General features: G+C 42.5%; 13 protein-coding genes. 9 read left to right on the top strand and 4 right to left on the bottom strand.

Annotated features, from left to right (window positions below; genetic code table 11):
- The first annotated feature begins 52 nt into the window (after positions 1 to 52).
- Positions 53 to 1,354 (top strand): amidohydrolase, encoded by a 1,302-nt coding sequence (locus LU361_RS15905; protein ID WP_233089875.1) that lies wholly within the window; start codon positions 53 to 55, stop codon positions 1,352 to 1,354.
- A 60-nt stretch (positions 1,355 to 1,414) separates the two neighbouring features.
- On the opposite strand, the gene LU361_RS15900 is transcribed toward LU361_RS15905, so the two are convergent.
- Positions 1,415 to 3,205 carry a caspase family protein gene (locus LU361_RS15900; RefSeq protein ID WP_233089874.1) on the bottom strand — a complete coding sequence of 597 codons (1,791 nt, stop codon included), beginning with the start codon at positions 3,203 to 3,205 and terminating at the stop codon, positions 1,415 to 1,417.
- Positions 3,206 to 3,236: 31 nt separating this feature from the next.
- The gene (locus LU361_RS15895; RefSeq protein WP_233089873.1) at positions 3,237 to 3,902 is read right to left on the bottom strand and encodes a tetratricopeptide repeat protein; all 666 of its coding nucleotides are present in this window, start codon (positions 3,900 to 3,902) and stop codon (positions 3,237 to 3,239) included.
- 487 nt (positions 3,903 to 4,389) lie between these two features.
- Between LU361_RS15895 and LU361_RS15890 the strand changes: the two genes are divergently transcribed.
- Both LU361_RS15890 and LU361_RS15885 read left to right on the top strand, forming a co-directional pair.
- Positions 4,390 to 5,463 carry an acyltransferase family protein gene (locus LU361_RS15890; protein WP_233089872.1) on the top strand — a complete coding sequence of 358 codons (1,074 nt, stop codon included), beginning with the start codon at positions 4,390 to 4,392 and terminating at the stop codon, positions 5,461 to 5,463.
- 89 nt (positions 5,464 to 5,552) lie between these two features.
- Positions 5,553 to 6,023 (top strand): SPFH domain-containing protein, encoded by a 471-nt coding sequence (locus LU361_RS15885; RefSeq protein ID WP_233089871.1) that lies wholly within the window; start codon positions 5,553 to 5,555, stop codon positions 6,021 to 6,023.
- 12 nt (positions 6,024 to 6,035) lie between these two features.
- Here LU361_RS15885 and LU361_RS15880 read toward each other — a convergent pair whose 3' ends face one another.
- On the bottom strand, positions 6,036 to 6,497 hold the full coding sequence (locus LU361_RS15880) for a rhodanese-like domain-containing protein (protein ID WP_233089870.1): 462 nt from the start codon (positions 6,495 to 6,497) through the stop codon (positions 6,036 to 6,038).
- Between the two features lie 58 nt (positions 6,498 to 6,555).
- Here LU361_RS15880 and LU361_RS15875 point away from each other — a divergent pair, with 58 nt between their 5' ends.
- Both LU361_RS15875 and LU361_RS15870 read left to right on the top strand, forming a co-directional pair.
- A complete protein-coding gene (locus tag LU361_RS15875) occupies positions 6,556 to 7,500 on the top strand; it encodes a helix-turn-helix domain-containing protein (RefSeq protein WP_233089869.1) in 945 nt (314 codons plus the stop codon).
- A 264-nt stretch (positions 7,501 to 7,764) separates the two neighbouring features.
- Complete coding sequence (locus LU361_RS15870) at positions 7,765 to 8,217, top strand: BLUF domain-containing protein (RefSeq protein WP_233089868.1); 453 nt, start codon at positions 7,765 to 7,767, stop codon at positions 8,215 to 8,217.
- 97 nt (positions 8,218 to 8,314) lie between these two features.
- Here the strand turns inward: LU361_RS15870 and LU361_RS15865 are convergent, their stop codons facing one another.
- Positions 8,315 to 9,763, bottom strand: coding sequence for a diaminobutyrate--2-oxoglutarate transaminase family protein (locus LU361_RS15865; protein WP_233089867.1), 1,449 nt, complete (start codon positions 9,761 to 9,763; stop codon positions 8,315 to 8,317).
- Between the two features lie 509 nt (positions 9,764 to 10,272).
- Between LU361_RS15865 and LU361_RS15860 the strand changes: the two genes are divergently transcribed.
- The 4 genes from LU361_RS15860 to LU361_RS15845 all read left to right on the top strand — a co-directional run bounded on the left by LU361_RS15860 (position 10,273) and on the right by LU361_RS15845 (position 23,143).
- Positions 10,273 to 11,025, top strand: a complete 753-nt coding sequence (locus LU361_RS15860; protein WP_233089866.1) for a thioesterase II family protein — start codon at positions 10,273 to 10,275, stop codon at positions 11,023 to 11,025.
- Between the two features lie 448 nt (positions 11,026 to 11,473).
- Positions 11,474 to 12,478: a TauD/TfdA family dioxygenase gene (locus LU361_RS15855; protein ID WP_233089865.1), complete on the top strand. Its 1,005-nt coding sequence runs from the start codon at positions 11,474 to 11,476 to the stop codon at positions 12,476 to 12,478.
- Positions 12,479 to 12,737: 259 nt separating this feature from the next.
- On the top strand, positions 12,738 to 16,559 hold the full coding sequence (locus LU361_RS15850; protein WP_233089864.1) for an AMP-binding protein: 3,822 nt from the start codon (positions 12,738 to 12,740) through the stop codon (positions 16,557 to 16,559).
- Complete coding sequence (locus LU361_RS15845) at positions 16,559 to 23,143, top strand: non-ribosomal peptide synthetase (protein WP_233089863.1); 6,585 nt, start codon at positions 16,559 to 16,561, stop codon at positions 23,141 to 23,143. The genes LU361_RS15850 and LU361_RS15845 overlap by 1 nt, the downstream gene beginning before the upstream one ends.
- Positions 23,144 to 23,147: the final 4 nt, after the last annotated feature.

Here is a 23,147-nt window from a genome sequence, read left to right as displayed (position 1 = left end):
TATTCGTTGCTTATATTAATCGATAACAATATTCGAAAATAGAGAAGCCACTATGATAAAAGCCGCGTTACCACTGTGTTGTTCCGTACTGTATTCGTGTATTGCCTTAGCAGACACCAGTAGTTGGGTGGATCAGAAAGCGAACGAAATAGAATCCGATGTTATTTCTTGGCGCCACCAATTGCACCAACACCCGGAATTATCGAACCGTGAATTTCAAACAGCAAAATACGTTGAAAAACACCTGCGCGAATTAGGTCTTGAAGTGCAAACCGGCGTTGCTAAAACCGGTGTAGTTGCAATCTTAGACAGTGGCAAACCTGGCCCAACCATTGGTTTGCGTGCCGACATGGACGGCTTGCCCGTTCAAGAGCAAAACGACCTCGCTTGGCGGTCACTGCAATTTGGCGAATTAAACGGTAAAAAAACACCAGTAATGCACGCCTGTGGTCACGATACTCACATGGCCATGTTGATGGGGGCGGCAAAAATACTTACCGATATGAAAGGCGATTTACGCGGTAAAGTGAAATTTATTTTCCAGCCCGCAGAAGAAGGCGCACCAGTAGGTGAAGAGGGCGGCGCAAAATTAATGGTAAAAGAGGGCGTATTAAAAAACCCTGATGTCGACGTTATTTTTGGTTTACACATTAATTCCCAAACCGATGTCGGCACCATTCGTTACCGTGACGGCGGCGCTATGGCCGCCGTTGATCCCTTTAAAGTCGTTATTAAAGGCAAACAAGCCCACGGTGCTTATCCTTGGTTAAGTGTTGATCCTATAACAACCTCGGCGCAAGTGATTATGGGGCTGCAAACCATTGTTAGCCGCGAATTGTCACTGATTGATGATGCCGCCGTAATTACCGTTGGCTCCATTCACGGTGGTAATCGATCCAATATTATTCCCAACGAAGTCGAATTGGTTGGTACCATTCGAACATTAAACCCCAAAGCTCGCGAGCATATTTACGAAGCCTTGCCGCGCAAAGTAAACGCCATTGCCGAAAGTATGCGTGCAGAAGTAGAAATTGCCTTACCCAATGGCGATAACTACCCAATTACCTACAATGACCACGACCTCACTAAACAAATGTTGCCAACATTAAACCGCACCGCTGGTGAGAAAAATGTGGTTTATAGCAAACCCGTAACCGGTGCCGAAGATTTCTCGTTTTTCCAAGAAGAGGTTCCGGGTTTGTATTTATGGGTAGGCGGTAAACCGGTCGATGTACCCGTTGAAGCCGCGCCCGCGCATCATACGCCAGAATTTTACGTGGATGACTCCGGTATGAAATTAGGGGTGAGATTACTCGCGAATTTAACCTTAGACTATATGGAGCAGAATCAATAATATGATTTAAAAGTGGGTGAGATTAATAGAAAATTTCACCCACTTATCAGCAAGCAATAATTAATTCAGTTTATTACAAGCTTTTTCATGCCCCAAATTACACGCCTTTTGGTAAAAACTAAGGGATTTAACAAGATCTTTATCAACACCATTGCCAAACTCGTAATTAATACCTAAATTATTACAGCCTATACTACTACCACCTTCGCAGCCTTTTAAATAGAGTTCACCCGCTTTAGTGTAGTTTTGCGTAACGCCGAGCCCTTCGTAATATAAAAAACCTAAATTGGTACAACCGCGTGCTTCTCCACCTTCGCAGCCTTTTAAATACAGATCACGGGCTTTGGTGTAGTTTTGCGTGACGCCACGCCCTTCGTCATATAAATACCCTAAATTGGTACACCCGTTTACATTTCCGCCTTCGCAGCCTTTTAAATACAGCTCACGGGCTTTGGTGTAGTTTTGCGTGACGCCACGCCCTTTTTCATACAAAACCCCTAAATTGGTACACCCGTATGCATTTCCGCCTTCGCAGCCTTTTAAATACAGATCACGGGCTTTGGTGTAGTTTTGCGTGACGCCACGCCCTTTTTCATACAAAACCCCTAAATTGGTACAACCGCGTGCTTCTCCACCTTCGCAGCCTTTTAAATACAGATCACGGGCTTTGGTGTAGTTTTGCGTGACGCCACGCCCTTTTTCATACAAAACCCCTAAATTGGTACAACCGCGTGCTTCTCCACCTTCGCAGCCTTTTAAATACAGCTCGCTCGCCTTGGTATAGTTTTGCGGAACGCCATCCCCAATATCGAAATCGTAACCCAAGCTAACACAGTCACTTGTATTGCCATTGTTACAATTATCCAAAAGCGTTTGTTTTTCCGCGTTCAACCCAGAAATTCTTATCGCATTCGCTCGGTCATTTGTGGTGCTTGAATTATTTCCACGGGTATTATTACGATTATTGGATTGGGTCGCGGTGTTATGATGAATAAACGCGGTTCTCTGGTTTTGAGGGATAAAAACAAAATCACCGCCAGAATGGCCGGTACCGCTGATTGAGCCATATTGTGGTGATTGCACTTGGTTTGCTCGTCGGGCTCTTGCGAATACATCTTTTTCGATTAAATTATGCAGTTTACCGGCTGAAATCACGCTGTGTTGATTGTTCAGTCGGCGAATTAATTCTTGTGCAAATACCGAATGTGTAGATTGGTTTGATGCACGATCTAACACTGGTTCGTTGGCGCCGGAGGTAAATGCCGTGCGAGAGGTGGTTCTAATTTGGGCTTGGTGCCAGGCAAGAGAGTCGGTATTCAGTGGTGCGAAAAATTGTTCGTTACCGCGAAAGAAATGACCCGAAAAACAACTGTCTGCTATCACTAATACGTGGCGTGCACGCATGCCTGAATCACTATCAATCAAGGAATTAATCCGATTTAAATCAACCCAATTGCCCGATGTATTCCTTCGGCCGTTAACGCCCACCCAATAACTGGAGTCTGCTCGAACCTCACCGTGGCCTGCGTAGTACAACAAAAAATTATCTCTGCTCGAAAGCGTACTGCGGTATTCGTCTATGGCATCAATAATATCAGCGCTGGAGGCGTCTTTAATAATTTTGGTGTTAAAGCCGTAACGATTTCTGAGTATGGATGAAATTTTATCTACGTCTTTAAAAGGCGTATTTAAATTATCCCAATACTCATAGTTTTGATTGGCAATCAATAATGCGTGGAATTCACCCACCTGCAAAGGTTGGGCTTTTAACCACGGTGAAAACAAAACAAAACAACATGCAAGCATAAAACGTGCGTTTTTAATGGTGTACATCGCCATAATACCGATCAATTCCCTCCAGTCGTTCTGACAAATACTCTTGTTAACGATTCAGTTCGTTGTTCCAATCGCGCAGTATCGAATGATATTGCCCATCGATATCGGCTGCGTTTTGCATAATATCCATCGCCTGCTCAGTTTCATTCAACGCTTTCAAGGTTTTTGCGTAAATCACTAATGCTTCGACGTAGGAATCATCAATTTCCACCGCTAATTGCGCATAAGTTGCAGCTTGATTAAATCGGCCTGCTTGAAATTGGGCTTGAGCCATTGCGGTAAACACCGGCAGTGCTTGATGCAGCGTGAGTTCGCTGTCTGTAAACACATCAAGCAAAGCAACAAATGCATCATCGGTGTCACCGGATACTAATAAATCCTTCGCTTGCACAAGCGTGCGTTCTAAAGATTCGTTATTACCACGGGTTGTGGTTGTGTACTCGGTGCCATTGGGAGTTTTTACGTTGATTTCCTGTTTTGGTGGCCCTTGATGAATCATGTAAAGGATTAATGCCGAGCCTAACACGCAAAATATTGTCCCAGGCGCGGCGTTTTTGATGTTCAGACGAACTTTACCCGCTTGCGCGTCCACATCGCTGCCTTGCTGGGGCATGACGCCCAAGACAAATAATCGATACCCCATAACAATGGTCGCAAGACCAATGAGCATTAATACAATGTGGTATAGAGCGGCGTAGGCAAGAAAACTCATAAATATTCCAAATAAAGCCAAAGCGTGTATTCAGTAGACGAACTATATAAGGGTAATAGGATATAAGTAACGGTTTTATCAAAACAAGTTAAAAAATTAGCTTATGGATATTATGTCGGTAATAAAAACACTTTTTATTTAATAGGTTGCATATGACGACTATAAGTGTAGTTCGATTCGATACTTAAAAGATTTAGTGGTGGAGGGTAGATGAAAGTGGGTCAGTGTTTGATTATTAGGGATTAGTGCAGGATTATTCGAAGACAGCTTTCTAAATATCTAACAGCGATTCATTTATTGTTGTTAGGCAAATACACAATATATTACCCAACTCCTCAGTTCTAAATCACTTCTCATTCAATATGCGTATAAGTCTTGTGTAAAATCATGAATTTTCACGAAACTCGTTAATATATTTTTATTGGGCACATTATTACAATTTAAAAAACCATTTCTTTTTAAACTATTTTTTATTGTGATATGGCCGATGACTCAACGAATATACGCTTTTGATTGGTTGCGAAGTATTGCGTTTTTATTGCTGATAGGATTTCACTCGGCGCTTTTGTTTACCTCTTACGGTTGGCACTTAAAACTAGGAGAAATTTCGTTCCTGAATGATTTGGTCGAATTTTCCCGGCCGTGGCGTATGATGTTGATTTTTCTGGTGTCCGGTGTTGCGTTATCTTATTCGTTTGAGCGCAGAGGCTGGTTTGATTTTGGTATCAGCAGTTTAAAGCGATTATTACCACCTCTTGTATTTGGTATGTTTGTCGTTATTCCTCCGGTTTACTACATAGAAACTTTGCACACCGAAAATTCAATTGGGCTGGCTGAATCGTATAGTGTTTACGTCGATAATTTTATCAATCGTGATTTTCGATGGTTGCATTTGTGGTATTTGGGCTATTTATTGGCTTTTTGCGCGGTGGTTAGTATTGTTTGGTTGTTTGCCCATTCGTGGATGGTAAAAATACAAAAAAAGCAGTGGCACAACGTATTGTCTGTTTATTGTTGGCTTTGTGTTATTGCCTTAATGATTGCCGCTAACGAAATTTTATTAAGACCAATTTTTCCGATTCAACGTAACTTCTTTGATGATATTGCCTCATTAATTAGCTTTTTTATTATTTTTACCGGCGGCGCCACTTTGTTTAGAAATTATTCAGTTCTTAATGTGCTGGCGGATCATATTTGGCTGAATTTGGTGTTGGCACTCGTATTTTACGGGTTGTCGGGTTTGTTAGAAAACAGTTATTACTTGTTGTTTATCTCTTTATTTGCCTACTTTTTTATTCTTACTTTAGTCGGTTGCGCGTTCCGTTACTTTAATCAACCCATTGATTGGGTGCAAAGTTTTAATCAAGTAATTTTCCCGTTTTATTTGTTGCACCAAATCGTAATACTGGTAACGGCTTTTATCTTGTCAAAAGTGGTTTCTGGTGCATTGTTGTACGGTTTGATTGTAGTAGTGTCGGTACTTTTATGTTTGTGCGTTATTCGGCTTATTGTTACTTATGTGGGGTTTTTGCACCCATTTTTAGGTATTCAGAAGCGTTAACGCTCTTGCAACTCAGTTGTGTTATTCAATGTTTAGATATGAGTTTTCTGTGTTAATATTCAAACAAAGTTAACATAAAAGGAAGTTGTATGTATCAGAATAAGCAAGCTCTGGCATTGGGAACCATTGTCTTTTTATTTTTAGGTTTTGTTGCTCTCATTGTTATGGCTTTTGCCGTTTGGCCTAAATACAAAGTGTATAAACTTGAGGCCGATGGCCGAGCGGCATTAAAAGAAGCAGAGTGGACAAAGCAAATTTTAATTGAAGAAGCTCGTGCTCGTGAGCAAGCTTCTTTGATGCAAGCCAATGCCAGAGTCACACTTGCCGAGGCCGAAGGGAAGGCTATGTTGGTCAGAGCAAAGGCAGAAGGACAAGCGGATATTGAGCGTGCTAAAGCCGCTGCCGAAGCCAACCGAATTATCGGTGAATCTTTAAAAAATAACGAAGAATACCTACGTTATATTTGGATTAAAGGTTTGCAAGAAGGCAACGGCGAGCGCATTTATATTCCTACCGAAGCTGGTTTACCGATTTTAGAAGCCGGTAAAGCCAGTCGTTAGTAACCGACTCTTCTAATTAGTCAATTCAAATCCTTCATCTAACCAGCCGGTAATACCGCCAATCATCTTTTTTACCGGCCGGTTCAGACGTGCCAGTCGAATGGCTGCCCGTTCCGTTGCGTTGCAATGTGGACCGGCGCAGTAGACAACAAACAACGTATTCTTCGGATATTCTTGCAATCGAGCTTCATCGATTTTTCGGTGCGGAATGTTAATCGCGTGGGGTATATGGCTGCGATTAAACAGCTCTTCACCGCGCACATCAACCAGAACAAAATCCTGCAAGTTGTTATTGGTGGCGTAGTGTACATCCCAACAGTCGGTTTCGAATTCAAGAAGTTTTTGAAAATGTTGAAGTGCTTCGTTACTTGCAGCAGCGTGTGGTTTAGCGACCATTGACGACATATCGATACCCATTAAAGAAATTGAAGTAGACGTTGGATGATATTTTGTACCGAAAATGCGCCATTTCATATTGTCTTAAAAGCCAATATACGTTAATTATAAGCCAAAACCATTTGATGGGCTTATTATGAACGTCGGCATTTTGATTTACCCAGGTTTTGCTATTTTTGAGTTCAGTTGCGCACTCGAACTGTTTGCCTTACCCAGACCCGAGCTTTCGCAATCGCAATGGTACAACACCAAAATCGTTGCCTGGGAATCCGGGCCCTATGACACCTTGTGTGGAATAAAGGTGGAATGCGTTCCGATAAACCGACTGGAAGAATTCGATCTGTTGGTGGTACCAAGCTGGAACACTGCCAATTCTGCAATCTCCGAAACATTCTGTGATGCGCTTATTCGCTACCAGGAGCGAGGAGGGCGCATCATCAGTTTTTGTTCCGGTGCATTTTTGTTAGCTCAAGCTGGGCTGCTTGAAAATCGGCAAGCAACCACCCACTGGCGATACGCGCAAACCTTTAAGGAGAGATTCCCAAACGTCCACTATATGGACGACGTACTCTACGTTTATGACGGAAACATCGGTTGCTCCGCTGGCAGTGCCGCGGGATTGGATTTGGGCATTGAAGTTATCCGTCGGGATTTTGGTCATGATGTCGCTAATACCGTTGCCAGACGACTGGTGCTACCTGCTCATCGCCAAGGCGGACAAAAGCAATACATCGAAAATCCGGTTCAGAAAACCCCAGATGTGTTCTCGTCAACGTTAGATTGGGCTGCGAAAAACATTGAATTGGGTTTAAGTGTGGATATGCTCGCGGACAAATCCCTAATGAGCAGACGCTCTTTTGATCGAAAATTTCGCGAAAAACTGAATATGAGCCCAAAGCAATGGCTAATTATTCAGCAAGTAGATGCCGCAAAGCGCTTGTTGGAATCCTCGACAGATACTATAGATACCGTTGCCCTAAAATCTGGATTTGAAAACGCAGTAACACTTCGGCATCACTTTAAACGTTTAGTAAATATATCGCCAACGCATTATCGAGTGCAGTTTAATAAAACGAATTAAGCTGATTATTGTAATAATCGGAACAGTATTTTTAAGATCAATATATCAGAGGCTTCTAGGTTTACTTTTCTTACGAATTACTATATCCAATTGTTGGATTTAAACCTTGAATTAATATTATTGAGTATATTAAATTTAAAATTAGAGCCTTAGATAATTTATGTCTTAATTTTATTCAGAAATTAAACATAATTATTCCTGCATAACAGGTCCATTCAATAAAAGTTGTCTAAAATAAAAAGAATGGGGCATGAGGATAACGCTATGAGGCGCTCTAAAAATACCGATCTAATCCACTGTGTGTATTCCAGTGCAGCTACAGTGGAGCTTTCCAATCAAGAACTAAACACTTTATTAGATACCGCTAGAGCAATAAATTCTAAATTAAATATTACTGGTATGTTGTTGTACGAAAAACGCTCTTTCTTTCAAGTGCTTGAAGGTCCGGCGAATGTTGTTAAAGCGTTATACGCGAAAATTGATCGTGACAAACGCCATGATACCGTTGTAAAAATTATTGAAGAGCCTATTGATGAACGCAGCTTTTCCGATTGGACTATGGGATACGCGGGCGTGACGGGTAAAGAACTTAAAGAAATAGACGGGTTAAACGATTTCTTTTCCAGCCAAAAATGCTATACCGAATTGGATGAAAATAGAGCCAAAACTTTATTGGCTGCTTTTAAATCTGGTAAATGGCGATCAACATTGCATTAATTGGAGGCTCCCATTATTAGCAACGAGCAATTAATGCGTTAAAAATAAAAAAGCCGGTAAAAACCGGCTTGATTATTGGCTGCGCGCAACAGAACAATTACATCTTGCGCATCACTTCAGCGACTGACGAAATAAAAATGTTGGTCACTGTTTTTAGCTCTTCTTGGCTGATATTAAGCGGTGGCAAGAATCGAATGGTTGCTCCGCTTCTTCCGCCGGTTTCAAGAATAAGCCCTTGTTGTAGACATTGTTGTTGTATTTTTGTAGCCAATTCTGGATTAGGTGCTTTTGATTTTCCTGCCGATTGCGTATCAACAATTTCAATTCCAATCATTAATCCGCGACCGCGAATATCACCAATAAAGTCACAGTCACTTTTTAAATTATGCAGTGATTCCAGTAAAAATTGACCTTTTTCCTTCACGGATTCAATCAAATTGGTTTCACGAAGAATCTTTAATGTTTTAGCACCCGAAATCATCGCGAGCTGATTACCGCGGAAAGTACCTGTGTGTGCACCCGGTTTCCATTGATCGAGTTTTTCGTGATAGGCAATCAATGCCATCGGTAAACCGCCGCCAACGGCTTTCGACATAGCAATAACATCAGGATTAATGTCGGCAATTTCGAATGCAAACATATCGCCGCTGCGACCAATGCCACATTGAATTTCATCTAAAATTAATAACACACCGTGGCGTTCGGTAATCTCGCGCAATCCTTGTAGCCATTCCTTCGGCGCAGGAATAACGCCGCCTTCGCCCTGAATGGCTTCAACAACAATAGCCGCTGGTAAGGGTGTGCCGCTGTGTTGATCGCTTAATTGATGTTCTAAATAATTTAAATTCGCTTTGATACTCTCTGCACCCGTTAAACCAAATGGGCAGCGGTATTCATAAGGGAAGGGCATAAACTGCACATCGGCCATCAAACCGGGCACAGGTGATTTAGTGTTGATGTTACCCATAAGGGCAAGCGTGCCATTTGTCATTCCGTGATAGGCGCCCGAAAAAGACCAAATACCGCTGCGTCCGGTGGTAATTTTTGCCAATTTAATGGCCGCTTCCATAGCATCGGTACCTGCAGGGCCACAAAACTGCAACTTCGCTGATTGCGAAAACTCATCCGGTAATATTTTGTACACTTCGCTGACAAAATTATTTTTTGCCGGTGAAGTAATGTCTAATGTCTGCCAAGGACCGCCGGTAGAAATGTATTCTGTCACCGCGTTAACGACGTCAGGGTGATTATGGCCCAGTGCAAAAGTGCCTGCGCCTGCAAGGCAATCAATAAAAATTTGATCTTCCGTATCTTGCACAAACACACCCTGTGCTTTTTTTATGGCGATTGGAAAACTTCTTGGGTAGCTTCGAGCGTTAGATTCTGTGTGCGACTGAGTTTTTAAGAACTGATTTTCTGCCAACTGAATAGCTGGCTGATTGATAAACTGATCGATTGAAATACCGCTTTCATGAATGTTGCTATGTGCCGAAAATAGTTCATTGTCCGCAGATAAAGTAGAGCGGGTATTTTCTGTATTAATCACATTATTCACCATTAGAGATATGTTCGATGGGTCAACTGAATTTAAGTGTGTTGACACAAACACCCAAAAGCCAAATAGAAGGGTAATCTATTGGCTTTTGGGTATTACTAATTTTTTGAAAATAATCAGAATGTTTAAACGCAATACAAACGACAACGCTAACTAAAATAGTTGTGTTGTGTCACTGTTCTATTTTTAATTATTTATCCTTGCCGTTACTTATTTAAAATGAGTTCTGAAATAACTCCTGAAATAAATAACGATTCGGTATTTGTCGTTTGGGGATGACGGCGCGTAAATGTTCTGATGAGCTTGAGTCGATAATGATGCACCATATTCTCTCAATTGACAATAATAGTAATGCAAATTATTATCATTACAAGTTGTTAGTTGGCAATTTGCAGATCTGATTGTGTACCAGTTAACGTCTAACAATATTTAAACGCTATTTAAATCAATAAGTTAGTAGGTTTTTAAGTTGCTTTATTTTGTGCGTAGGATCAGTGAGTGTGTGTAAGCCGAGCAATTGGTTAGTGTTTCCGCAGCGTAATCCTAATGCGCAGTTGCGGATATTTTGTTTCCCTTACGCAGGTGGGAATGCCACAACTTACACGCCTTGGTTAGATTTTTTACCCAAACAGGTCGAGCTGGTTTTTGTTCAACCTCCGGGTAGGGGTAGTCGTTTGCTAGAGCCAGGTTACAATTCTGTCACAGAATTAGTAAACGATTTATTCCCAGAAATAAAAAAATACCTCGAAGAAAAACCGTATCTCTTATTCGGTCACAGTATGGGCGCGAGAATGAGCTACGAGTTAGTGAAAAAAATCATCACTGCCGGTGTAACACCTCCCGTGCATTTTGTAGCTTCTGGGTCACCTGCGCCAGATCACAAAATGAAAGAATCGCCAATGCATTTATCGGACGATGCCGAATTTATTGATCGACTCAGAAATTTAAACGGTACTCCCGAAGAGATCTTGCAAAACAGTGAACTGATGGCGTTATTACTGCCAGCGCTGAGAAAAGATTTTGAATTGGCAGAAACCTACAAATGCGCACCAACAGATCCAATTGATTGTCCCATTACCGTTTTTCGAGGTGTCGATGACGAATGGGTGGAAGAGCAGGCTGCTGAAAAGTGGTTTCGATTTTTTGGGTCGAATACACACATGGAAACTTTTTCAGGCGGTCACATGTTTATTGAGCAGTCGCAACCTGAGGTTGTAAAGACTTTGGTTTCCATTATCGAAGCTTCTGAATAGTTTTTAGTTTATGAATAGTTTTTGAGGGCAGGAGGCTGTCATTGATTGATCGAAATCAATGGTGGTTTTAATTTATCGGCAGATTTTCTGCCTGTACCAGCGAATCGATTTCCGTTGCAGTTAAAAACCAATCAATTTGGTATTCACTTCAATTATGTTCCTCTATGAATATAATTATTTTGGCTGTAAATCGTACAGTTTTAATCCGCATTACTCATATCAAACCACAGTTTGATCATTTTAAGTGATAAAAAGGTTGTTTATTACTCATAAATGAGAATTAATATTATTACTATTTGAATTTGTTTTTAAGTTTGATATTGTTCACGCCAATGGACACGTCGTAGGTGATCCAACGCATACAAGCCACGAATAACCCGCAATAAAATTGAAATATAAGTTCGTCAATGAACTTATTAAAAATATTGCATATTCAGCGAGAAGATTTATGAATTTCACTGAAAATCTCTCTGTATCAACGGAATTTAGTGAGAAAGGGTTACCGCTTTTGGTAACACCCAACAATGCCGACGCTCTGTCAGGATCGACGGTACTTTGGAAACAATATCAAGACGACATCAGAGCTGTTGTAAAAGAATACCTGCATCAGTACGGTGGAATTTTATTTCGAGGCTTTCAAAATTTTGGTCAGGATTCTTCATGTAAGGAATTTGCTAATTTATTCAGCAGTGAATTACTGACTTACGAATTTGGTTCAACACCACGAACCGATTTGGGGGAAGGGGTTTACACGGCAACAGAATACCCGTCTCATCAAATTATTCCCCTGCATAACGAGCAAGCTTATACCTTGCAGTGGCCGTTAAATATTTGGTTTCACTGTGTTACTGCCGCAGAAACCGGCGGTGAAACGCCTATTGCTGACAGCCGCCGTATTTACAATAAAATCCCAACGCAAATTCGCGAGCGCTTTGAGCAGAAAAAATTGCTTTACGTAAGAAATTACGGCGGTGGTTTGGATTTGCCGTGGAGCAAAGTATTTAACACTGAGTCACGAGACGAAGTTGAGAAATACTGCCGCGATCATCAAATTGAAGCCGAGTGGAAAGGCGATGGCGAGCTTCGCACTAAACAGCTTTGCCAGGCAACCGCCAAACATTTAACCACTGGTGAATCAGTTTGGTTTAACCAAGCGCATTTATTCCATGTATCAAACCTAGAAGAAGCGACGCGCGAAGTGTTGCTGGATATTGTTGAAATAGAAGATCTTCCTCGCAATGTGTACTACGGCGATGGCAGCACCATTGAAGATTCTATTTTAGACGAAGTTCGCGGCGTGCTTGACGAAGAAAGCGTGTTTTTCCCCTGGCAAGAAGGGGACTTTATGATGCTCGATAACATGCTTGCCGCGCACGGCCGATCTACCTTTACTGGCAAGCGAAAAACCGTAGTAGCAATGGCAAACGGTTACGATTCTACAAAAGAAAACTAGTTTTTCTTCCTGCTTTAAATTTCTGACGCAATATTGATCGGGCAACTGATTGATGTTGCGTTTGTGTATTCCTGAAAAACGATTTAACCAGCAGCAAGACTGGCCATTTACTTTCAATCGTTGATTGAAAAATACAGCAGACAAATGAGAGACAACATGGTCGTCGGGAAAGTTTTTACAGAGTCTGTCGCACTCGAATTCACATTTTTATTCGCTAAATTCTTATTAACCCTTATTTCTCATTGGAGAGTTTAGTCCAATGGCTTTAGAAAATTATTCAAAATGTAGTAACGGTCAAGATTTAATTGATTGGTTAGAAGAGAGGAACTTGCGCTTAACGGATGCTGCAAGTCGATCAGAAGATTTACCTGCATACATTTATTTGCAAAATGATGGCTCCGAGCCGCTGCGACTAAGCCATTTAGAGATTATTCAAAAATCAAAATCTTTAGCGGCACTGTTGCAAAAAAATTATTCTCTCGGTGATCGGGCAATTTTACTTTACCCCTCGGGCCTTGATTACATTATTGCCTTTTTTGCTTGTATCTACGCCGGTTTAATTGCTGTTCCCGCTTTTCCACCAAATTCGCGTAAACGCGATTGGGGAAGAATCGATGCGATTTTTGAAAATGCCGCTCCAGCGCTTATTTTGACGACCAGTAGCCTGGAAGAAAATATCACTCAATGGCAAAGCGAGCAAAGCTCTGCCAAGCAAGTCTCTGTTGTTTCAACCGACGTTATTAACGATACCGCAACCCATAATTCTGACGATGCCAGCGCATGGGTTCGACCAGAAACCCATTCGAATTCGGTTGCGTTCTTACAGTACAGCTCTGGCTCAACCGGCACACCAAAAGGTGTGATGGTAACCCACGCCAATATTCGCCATAACCTAAAAGTCATTGCAGACGGGTTTTCTCTACAGAAAGCAGATGTAGGCGCAAGCTGGCTTCCTATTTACCACGATATGGGATTGATCGGTTCGGTATTAGAGCCTTTTGAAATGGGCGTTAGTATTTATTTGATGTCGCCACTGGATGTCTTACAAAAGCCCATTCGCTGGTTACAAACCATCAGCGACTACAAAGTTACTGCCTCAGGCGGACCGAATTTTATTTATGAGCACTGTATTAATCGTATTAAACCCGAAGAATTAGAAGGTTTAGATTTAAGCTCGTGGAAGCTCGCGTTTAATGGTGCCGAACCTATTAACGCCGGAACGCTAAAACGATTTGCAGAAACCTTTGCGCCGTGTGGCTTTAATGCTGAGGCAATGACCCCGTGCTACGGAATGGCAGAAACCACATTGATGGTAAGCAGTTGCGTAAGAGCGCAAGAATTTAATGCAATTCAATCCCAGGATTCTTTGAATAAATCTTCGCTGGTTTCATCGGGCTTAGTTCACCCTGAATTGAGCGTCAAAATCGTAAATCCCGAAACTCAAATAGAATGTAGAGACGGCGAAACCGGGGAAATTTGGGTTCACGGTAACAGCGTTGCCCAAGGTTACTGGCAACAAGACGAACTCACGCAAGAAACCTTTTCGGCCAAAATTATTGGCGGCGATGATTTGAATTACCTGCGCACGGGTGATTTAGGTTTGATGAATGAAGGTGAGTTGTTTGTTACTGGGCGGATTAAAGAATTAATCATTATTCGTGGACAAAACCATTATCCACAAGACATCGAAAGCTCTGTTGCTAACAGTTGTGAAGAATTAAATACCTGTCCGGGTGCGTGTTTTGCAATCGATGTTGACGGTGCCGAAAAGCTCGTCATTATTCATGAAATTAATCGCAGCTTTATGCGCAAGTTCGATTCCGCATCGGTGCTTGCGAGCGTCAGAAAAGCCGTAGCTGAAAATCATCAGTTACAAATTCACGATTTAGTATTGATTAAACCTGCTTCACTGTTGAGAACCACCAGCGGAAAAATCCGTCGAGTGGCCATGCGCGACGCATTCATAAATAACGAACTCAACAGTGTTTATCAGTGGTCAGCCAGCGACAGACAAGTCCCAGATTCTTCCACTGTTAATGAAACAGCCAATTCAAATATCGTTGATGTAAATTCAGAAGTCCTTAATTCAAAAGACACTAATTCAGAAGTCCTTAATTTAAAAGACAAGAGCTTAGAAAGCATTGGCAGTTCCATCTCAGATAGTGAGCTTGACTCAACACTGAATTGGTTGCGTCGCTACGCAGAAACACGCATTAATTCGCGGTTGATTGATGAGCGTAGAAGTATTCCGCCTTACATTGTCCTCGATATGGGCAACAAAGGTTTAATGGGAATGCACGTGTCGAAAGAAGACGGTGGTTCTCAATACAGCTTTCAGCAAGCCATGCGGGTTTACCAACAGCTTGGTGCCATTGATCCGTCGTTGGCATTGTTTGTTGGTTTGGGCAACGTGTTGGGTATTCGCCCGTTACAAAAATTTGCGTCTCAGCGTATTCGCGATACGTATCTTTCTGACATGGCCCAAGGTCGCGTTCTTGCTGCGTTCGCAATTACAGAACCGGGCGCAGGCTCAAATCCACTGGCAATGAGCACTCAAGCAGTTCAAGACAAAGACGGTAATTTTGTCATTACCGGCTCCAAGGTTTGGAGCGGCAGTGCGGCTTGGGCAAGTGTTATTCATGTGTTTGCCAAAACCTACGATGCTAATGGCAATGCATTAGGCGTAACCGGTTTTGCCGTAGAGCAGGGCTTAGAAGGGCTGGATATCGGTCCCGAAGCTCTCACCATGGGAATGCGCGGTACGTGCCAGAGCCGAGTGAATCTGAACGGCGTTACCGTGAAACCCGACGCGGTATTGGGTGAAATCGGTGGCGGCATGGAAGTCGCTCAAGATGCGATGAAGCTCGGACGTTTGGTTATTACCGCAGCCGCCATTGGTGGAATGAAAAAGAGCGTACAATTAATGGTGCGCTACGCTCAGCGTCGCCAGGTTGGTACTGGATTATTATTGGATAATCCAATTTCTATTGAACGCATACAACAATTGCAGCACGCCACTGATGCTGTAGAAAATCTCGTTAATTTTGTCGCTCAGTGTCTTGATAAAGGCATTCAGGTTCCCATCGAAATGTACGCAGCGTGCAAAATTATTGGCCCAGAATATTTCTGGCAGGGTGCTGACCACTTAATACAAATGCTCGGTGGTCGCGGTTATATCGAAAACAATATCGCACCGCAATTATTGCGCGATGCAAGAATATTGCGAATATTCGAAGGTCCAACAGAAACCCTAAGCATGTTTTTGGGTGCGCGAATTCATAAAGCATCAGACGAATTCTTTAGCTTCATTAATGATCATTTCTCCGCTGGATCTGAGCTAGAAACACTCAAATATACACTGACTGATCTTCAAGCCCAAGCTAAACAAAGCTCTGTATTCAGTAAAGCGCTAGACGCAGATCGTTGGGCGCACGAGCGTAGTGGCATAGTGTCAGCGTTGGCTGCCTTGAAGATAGCGTTTAACCAGCCAGAGTCGGATACCAATCAGTGGATCGACGGCCAGATTCAGAAAACCTTAGATAATGCGAAATCCTATTTGTCGCGGGGATTAAAGTCTGAAACTGCAATCTTGCTTGAGCGTATTGCTAAATACGATCAACAAATTGGAGACATTCAACAACACGCATCGGGTGAAGATCACGCTCTCGATGACTATTTAGTAAAAGACCCTGATGCAAAACGTGCTGTTATTACCTTGTCTTCGACTCCGGATTTTTCGGTGGCGTCGGTTGAAAACGCAGCGCCTAACAGTTCCGGCACTTGTGAAACATTAAATGCTTGGATGCAATCTTGGGTGGCTAAAAAACTCGAAGTTTCTGCCAGTGAAATCGATGTGCATCAAGACTTTGCAGGCTTCGGCCTAGATTCCGTTGACGCAGTTGAGTTAACTACTGATTTAAGTTCGCACTTCAAAATTGAGGTAAAAGCGGATTTAGCGTGGGTGTATCCGAACATCAATTCTGCTTCTAATTTCTTGGCAACGTTAATTGGTGAACAAAATACAGACCCGTCTCCTGTGCAAGAGACTGACGATGAAAAATGGCTAGAAGGGGAAATTTAGTGATCGAGCAATTTTTTAACGACTTACGTCAGCAAGGTGTTAAGCTCTGGTTGTCGGGTGAATCGCTAAAATTTAAAACCTATCAGCATGCGCCTTTATCAAAAGAACAAATTGGCTTTTTAAAAGAAAATAAGCCAAAAGTAATCGAATGGTTGGGGCAAAACCCCAACTTTTTTTCGCATCTGCCCCTAAGTGAAAACCAAAAATCGCTTTGGTTGGCCTACCAGTTAGATCCGACCAGTGCTGCGTACAACTTAACGCACGCAGAGCGTTTAAACAGCTCGATCAATATCGATGTATTAAAACAGTCTTACCAGATTCTTTTTGATCGCCATCCAATTCTTCGTGCTGGTTACTTTGATGAAAATGGTGTTAGCTTACAAAAAGTTATCTCAGATAATGAGCTGCCTTTTTATATAGAGAACGTACAAAATTGGTCGGAAGCGGAAGTAAAGCAGTGGACTGAACAAGAGGCAGATAAACCTCTTGTTTTAGAAAAGGGTGCGGTTTGCCGCGCTCAACTGCTCGTTAATCAGAAAGGCACCGTAACAGAAACTGAAACCGTCTTGCAAATTACCGTTCATCATATTGCCGCAGATTTCTGGTCGTGCGAACTAATATTTGATGAGCTGCTCAATATTTACAAAAAATTATCGATTGATCCAAATGCTTTTAATACCGACGCAGAAGTGGTTCATGATTACTTTTCTTGGTCAGCGGAGCAGTCACAGTGGCTAGCCAGCGCTGATGCCGAAAAAGCAAGAACTTTCTGGCGAGATACCGTGAAAGGTTGTGAGCAATCTTTGGATTTACCTACGGATTTTTCACGTCCGGCATTGCAGACTTTTAATGGTGAATTGATTGCGTTTGAGTTTCCTGAGCACATCAACCAAGCTCTGCGTGAACAAGCAAAATCTCTTGGCGTTACACCTTACGTATTTTGTTTAAGTGTTTATCAGTTATTGTTGTATCGCTACAGTGGTCAACGTCAGTTTTTGATTGGTACACCAGCATCCGGTCGATTAAAACAAGAATACCAGCGCACCATTGGTTATTTGGTGAACCCTATTTTACTGGCGTGTAATTGTGGTGATAACCCAACGTTCCGCTCGTTTATTGACGGTGTGAAAAATCACAGTCGCGCAGCGTTAGAGCAGCAAACATTCCCGTACAATCAAGTTCTTCAAGATTTAAACATTGCCAGAGATCCATCAAGGAATCCTCTGTTCCAGCACATGTTTACTTTAACTCATGTGCATGAAAACGCGCACAAAGACCTCGCAGAATTTACTTATCTCTCTGAACAACGCGGCGCTGCGTTAGATATCAGTTTAGTGCTGTTAGACGACCGTAAACAGTTCCGTGGCGAATGGCATTACAATTGCGACTTGTACACACCTGAAACCGCACAAATGATGATTGATAGCTATCTTGAAATCATCAATGCCGTGTGTGCAAATCCTGATGTCTCGGTTGATACCGTCGAGATTGTTCCAGAAGCCCTACGTGAAAAAATGTTGGTGCAATGGAATCAATCCAATGTCGATCTTTCTGAATTTGCCGATGTAATCTCTCAGTTCGAAAAGCAGGTTAATAACAGTCCAGAGCAAATAGCCGCTGTATTTGAAGGCGAGCAGTTAACCTACGCCGAGTTAGATCAAAAAGCGAATCAACTTGCGCATTTTATTCGTGCTAAGGATATTGGCCCAGAAGACAAAATCATTATTTGCCAGCAGCGCTCGTTATCGATGTTGGTCAGTTTGTTGGCTGTATTAAAAGCCGGAGCAGCCTATGTGCCGGTCGACCCAGCGTATCCGCAAGATCGTGTTGCGTTTATGTTGGAAGATGCCAACGCGCAATTAGTGCTTGCTGACAAGCGTATTTATAACACCGAGCACGCTAGCAAAATTGATGAAAGCAAGTTGGTGATTGTCGATGAGCAAAATTTCAGTGAATTCGACACATCGTCTTTACCGTTACTAAAAAATTCTGCCCAGCACCTGGCGTATATGATTTATACGTCGGGTTCTACGGGCAAGCCCAAAGCGGTACAAGTTACCAGACGCAATATGTTGAATTTCTTGGTGGCTATGGATGAGCTTTTTCATCTCAGTGATCAAGATCGGTTATTGGCGGTAACTTCGCTTTCTTTTGACATTGCGGTATTAGAGTTATTTTTACCGTTGATGTCGGGCGCTCAAGTTATTATCGGCAATGAAGATTTAGTGCGTGATGGTGAAGCATTAAAAGCAAATATTGCTAAGCATAACGTAACCATCATGCAGGCAACGCCGGTTAGCTGGAAAATATTGCTGGCCGTTGGCTGGCAACAATCCTCTGCGTTTAAAATTCTCTGTGGTGGGGAAGCTTTCCCATCTGAAATCGCACAACAATTGTTGCGTCAAGAAAGCGTAGAAATTTGGAACGTTTACGGCCCGACCGAAACCACGGTTTGGTCCAGTGCGTATTGCTTAAACGCAGAAAACTCCTATACCAATGTGCCCATCGGAAAACCGGTTGCTAACACTCAATTGTACATTCTTGATGCGAATTTCAATCCGTTACCGGTTGGCGTTGCAGGGGAATTATTAATTGGCGGTGATGGTGTTACACGTGGCTATTTAGGGCGCCCTGAATTGACAGCCGATAGATTCGTTGAAACAAAATACGGCCGCTTGTACCGCACGGGTGATTTAGCTCATTTTAATCACGACGGTATCATTGAATGTTTAGGACGTTTAGATCACCAAGTTAAAGTACGTGGTTACCGAATTGAGCTTGGCGAAATAGAAACGTGCTTAACAGATTTCGAGCACGTTAAAGACGCAGTCGTCCACAACTACACTGCAAATGATGAAACCCAGTTAGCTGCTTACGTTATTGCCAACGAGCCACTGGTGTCATCAAATAACGCTCAGGCGCAGCTAAAGTCATTCGTTGGCCAATTTTTGCCGGAATACATGGTCCCTGCCAACATTATTGTGATGGATTCATTTCCGTTAACTCCGAACGGAAAAGTTGATCGCAAGGCGTTGCCAATTCCTAATGCAGTTTCTACTCTTACGGAATATGTCGTGCCAGAAAGTGATCTTGAAAAAGCGATTTGTGAAATTTGGCAAAACGTCCTCGACGTAGATCAGATTGGGATGAATGACAATTTCTTCCAGCTTGGCGGCCATTCACTGAAAGCAACGCGTGTCATCACCCAAATTAAACAGCAGCTAGAATTAGATGTACCGCTCAAGTTATTTTTCACTGCACAAACACCCGCAGATTTGGTAAATCAACTTAATAGCGTTCAATCGAGCGGTATTAAAATATTACCTGTTTCGAGAGAAGAGAAATTATTGCCATCCTTTGGCCAACAACGATTGTGGTTGTTGGATCAGATTGAGCAGGGTAGTGAGCAACATCATATTTCTGGTTTATTGCGCTTAGAAGGTGACCTAAACACCGAGGCTTTAAAATACGCGCTGAATCAGATTTTATTGCGTCATGAAAGCTTGCGAACGTATTTCCGTCAGGAAAACGAATCGCTATTCCAAGTGGTTCAAGAAAAATCCATTGATGATATTTCGATTGATGATTTGTCTGATTTAACGTCGTCTAATCAAGCGTCTGAAATCGACCATAAAACGCGTGAGTTTATTGCTAGACCGTTTGATTTAAGCAGTGATTTAATGGTGCGTGTTAAATTACTGAAAGTGAGCGAGAACAATCATTTAATGATTGTTGTTATGCATCACATCGCAGCAGATGGCTGGTCATTGGCGGTATTTATTCGTGACTTTAAAGAGTTTTATCAAGCGTTTATTGAACAACGAACGTCTGAATTGCCACAACTTGCCATTCAATACGCAGATTACGCGCAGTGGCAACAAAGCCAATTGAACGGCGAACTGCTAGACAATCAGTTGGATTACTGGTCTTCCAAATTGGCGAGCCTGCCCATTGTTCATAATATTCCGTTAGATTATTCGCGCCCACCGACGCAAAGCTTTGTTGGTGATATTCACACCAGCCAATTTAATTCTGAACTTGCCTCGCGTTTACGTAGTTATTGTAATCAGCAGAACGTTACCTTGTTCATGGGCCTACACGCGGCATTCAGTGCGTTAATCTCTCGCTACAGTAACGAATCAGACATTGTTATTGGAACTCCGATTGCCAATCGCGAACAAGCCGAAGTGGCCGATTTAGTGGGTTTGTTCATTAATATGTTGGTGTTGCGCAGCGATGTGGCAGACGATATCAATTACCAAGATTTATTGTCTCAGAGTCGTTCGACATTATTGGACGCATACGCCCATCAGCAAGTGCCGTTTGAACAGCTTGTCGATTCACTCAAACCCGAGCGCAGCACCAGCCACAGCCCATTGTTCCAAGTAATGTTAATCTTGCAAAATAACGAGCAAGAAGCTTTGGAACTGCCTGGTCTTACCTTATCGCTGCAAGATTTACCGGTCGAAAAAGTTCAGTACGATTTAACGCTCGAAATTCTTGATTCAGGTGATGAACTGACTCTGCGTTGGCTCTACAGCACGGCTTTATTTAAACCAGAAACTATTTCGCAATTGGCGAAACACTTTGAGTGTTTGTTGGCTGGTTTATTAAACGAGCCAAACAAGCAAATTGCTGCGGTTGATCTGCTCGATGCAAATGAATCAAAACAGCAATTAGCACAGTTTAATCAAACCGACGCCGATTATTCGAAAGATCATTCTTTTGAAAATTTGTTGGCTCGTCAGGTTGCATCCAATCCAAATAAAGTTGCTGCTCGTTTTAACAATCAAACAATGACCTACAAAGCCTTGGATGAAAAATCCAACGCTTTAGCCCGTTATTTATTGGAAGAGGGCGTGCAACCCGATCAGCGCATTGTTGTCTGTCAACGCCGTTCGTTATCCATGCTGGTAAGCTTGTTGGGAATATTAAAAGCCGGGGTAGCTTACGTTCCGGTTGATCCAAGTTATCCAGCAGATCGAGTCGAGTATATGCTTACCGATTCTGATACCGACATTATTCTTTCGGATACAAACGTAATCTCAACGGGATTATTTTCGAACTTCACAGCCGGTGCTGATAGCGATAAAACCATCGTTAATATCGATGAATTAATTTCCGCCGACGGGGTTTTGTCCACAGAACAATCCTTGCATTCTGCTTCTATCGAAAACAGTGTCTCGTTAGAAAATAGGGCTTCTCCAGATAATTTAGCGTATTTAATTTATACCTCAGGTTCAACCGGTAAGCCCAAGGCAGTGCAAATCAGTCGCGCAAACATGTTGAATTTCTTGTGCGCGATGCGTGATTTGTTGACACCGACTGAGAACGACAGATTACTGGCTGTTACGTCGCTATCGTTTGATATCGCAGTGCTGGAATTGTATTTACCGCTAATATGCGGCGCCGAAGTGGTGATTGCTGACGAAACCTTGTCCAGTGACGGTCACGGGTTAAAAGATGCGATCGATGCTCATGACATTACCTTTATGCAAGCCACCCCGGTGAGTTGGAAAATGTTACTCGCGGCCGATTGGCAGCAAACTAACGCGTTTACCGCACTGTGCGGTGGTGAGGCATTCCCTGGTGAGTTGGCGAAACAACTGCTCGATCAGTCTGGATTGACCGTGTGGAATGTTTACGGTCCTACGGAAACCACCGTATGGTCTAGCGCTTATAAGCTTGATTCAAATAAGCGTGACGACTATTTTTCAATTCCAATTGGCCAGCCGATTGCCAATACCCAAATCTACATTCTCGACAAGCACAACAAATTAGTGCCCTCAGGTGTCGCCGGTGAATTATGCATTGGCGGTGATGGTCTTTCGCGCGGTTATCTTGGCCGTCCAGATTTAACCGAAGACCGATTTATTCAATCGGATTTTGGTCGAATTTACCGCACTGGAGATTTGGCCCGTCGCCACAGTGACGGCACACTTGAATGCTTGGGTCGACTGGATCATCAAGTAAAAGTGAGGGGTTTCCGTATTGAGCTTGGTGAAATTGAAACGGCTATTGTTGCTCATGAAGCAGTTAAAGATGCGGTTGTTCATGTGCAAGAAATGCAAGGCGAAGCCACATTAATTGCTTACGTTATTGCCGAGCACTCTTTAATCGAACAAGCCGAATTCAGTATGTTACTGAGAACATACTTAAATGAATTTTTACCTGATTATATGGTGCCGAACATTATTATGTTCCTGGAAGAATTGCCTTTAACCCCCAATGGCAAAGTCGACAGGAAAGCATTACCGGCACCGGATGTATCTCTTAACCAAACCGAATACGTTGCACCAACCACCGATGTTGAAAAAGAGCTTTGTGCAATTTGGCAAGAATTACTCGATGTAGAGAAAGTTGGTGTTAATGACAACTTCTTCAAGTTGGGTGGTAATTCACTGCTGGCCGCTCGTATGGTTGCAAAATTTAAAGAACGTTTCCACGTAGACCTACCGTTACACAATTTGTTTGGCCTGTCGTCACTATCTGAACTTGCTGCATTAATTGAACAGCAACAGCCTGCTATTACCGAAGAGGCATTTAATCGAATGGACGATTTGTTAGACGAGTTGGGAGTATAAAATT

Origin of the sequence: Sessilibacter corallicola (assembly GCF_021290925.1) — a bacterium.
GTDB classification, from domain to species: domain Bacteria; phylum Pseudomonadota; class Gammaproteobacteria; order Pseudomonadales; family Cellvibrionaceae; genus Sessilibacter; species Sessilibacter corallicola.
Note: the sequence above shows the minus strand (reverse complement) of the source record. Positions and strands in the feature narration are given on the sequence as shown.

Coding starts and splice junctions, on each gene's coding strand:
- LU361_RS15890 (WP_233089872.1), top strand. CDS start 4,390: ATGACTCAACGAATATACGCTTTTGATTGGTTGCGAAGTATTGCGTTT.
- LU361_RS15885 (WP_233089871.1), top strand. CDS start 5,553: ATGTATCAGAATAAGCAAGCTCTGGCATTGGGAACCATTGTCTTTTTA.
- LU361_RS15895 (WP_233089873.1), bottom strand. CDS start 3,902: ATGAGTTTTCTTGCCTACGCCGCTCTATACCACATTGTATTAATGCTC.
- LU361_RS15870 (WP_233089868.1), top strand. CDS start 7,765: ATGAGGCGCTCTAAAAATACCGATCTAATCCACTGTGTGTATTCCAGT.
- LU361_RS15880 (WP_233089870.1), bottom strand. CDS start 6,497: ATGAAATGGCGCATTTTCGGTACAAAATATCATCCAACGTCTACTTCA.
- LU361_RS15905 (WP_233089875.1), top strand. CDS start 53: ATGATAAAAGCCGCGTTACCACTGTGTTGTTCCGTACTGTATTCGTGT.
- LU361_RS15855 (WP_233089865.1), top strand. CDS start 11,474: ATGAATTTCACTGAAAATCTCTCTGTATCAACGGAATTTAGTGAGAAA.
- LU361_RS15850 (WP_233089864.1), top strand. CDS start 12,738: ATGGCTTTAGAAAATTATTCAAAATGTAGTAACGGTCAAGATTTAATT.
- LU361_RS15875 (WP_233089869.1), top strand. CDS start 6,556: ATGAACGTCGGCATTTTGATTTACCCAGGTTTTGCTATTTTTGAGTTC.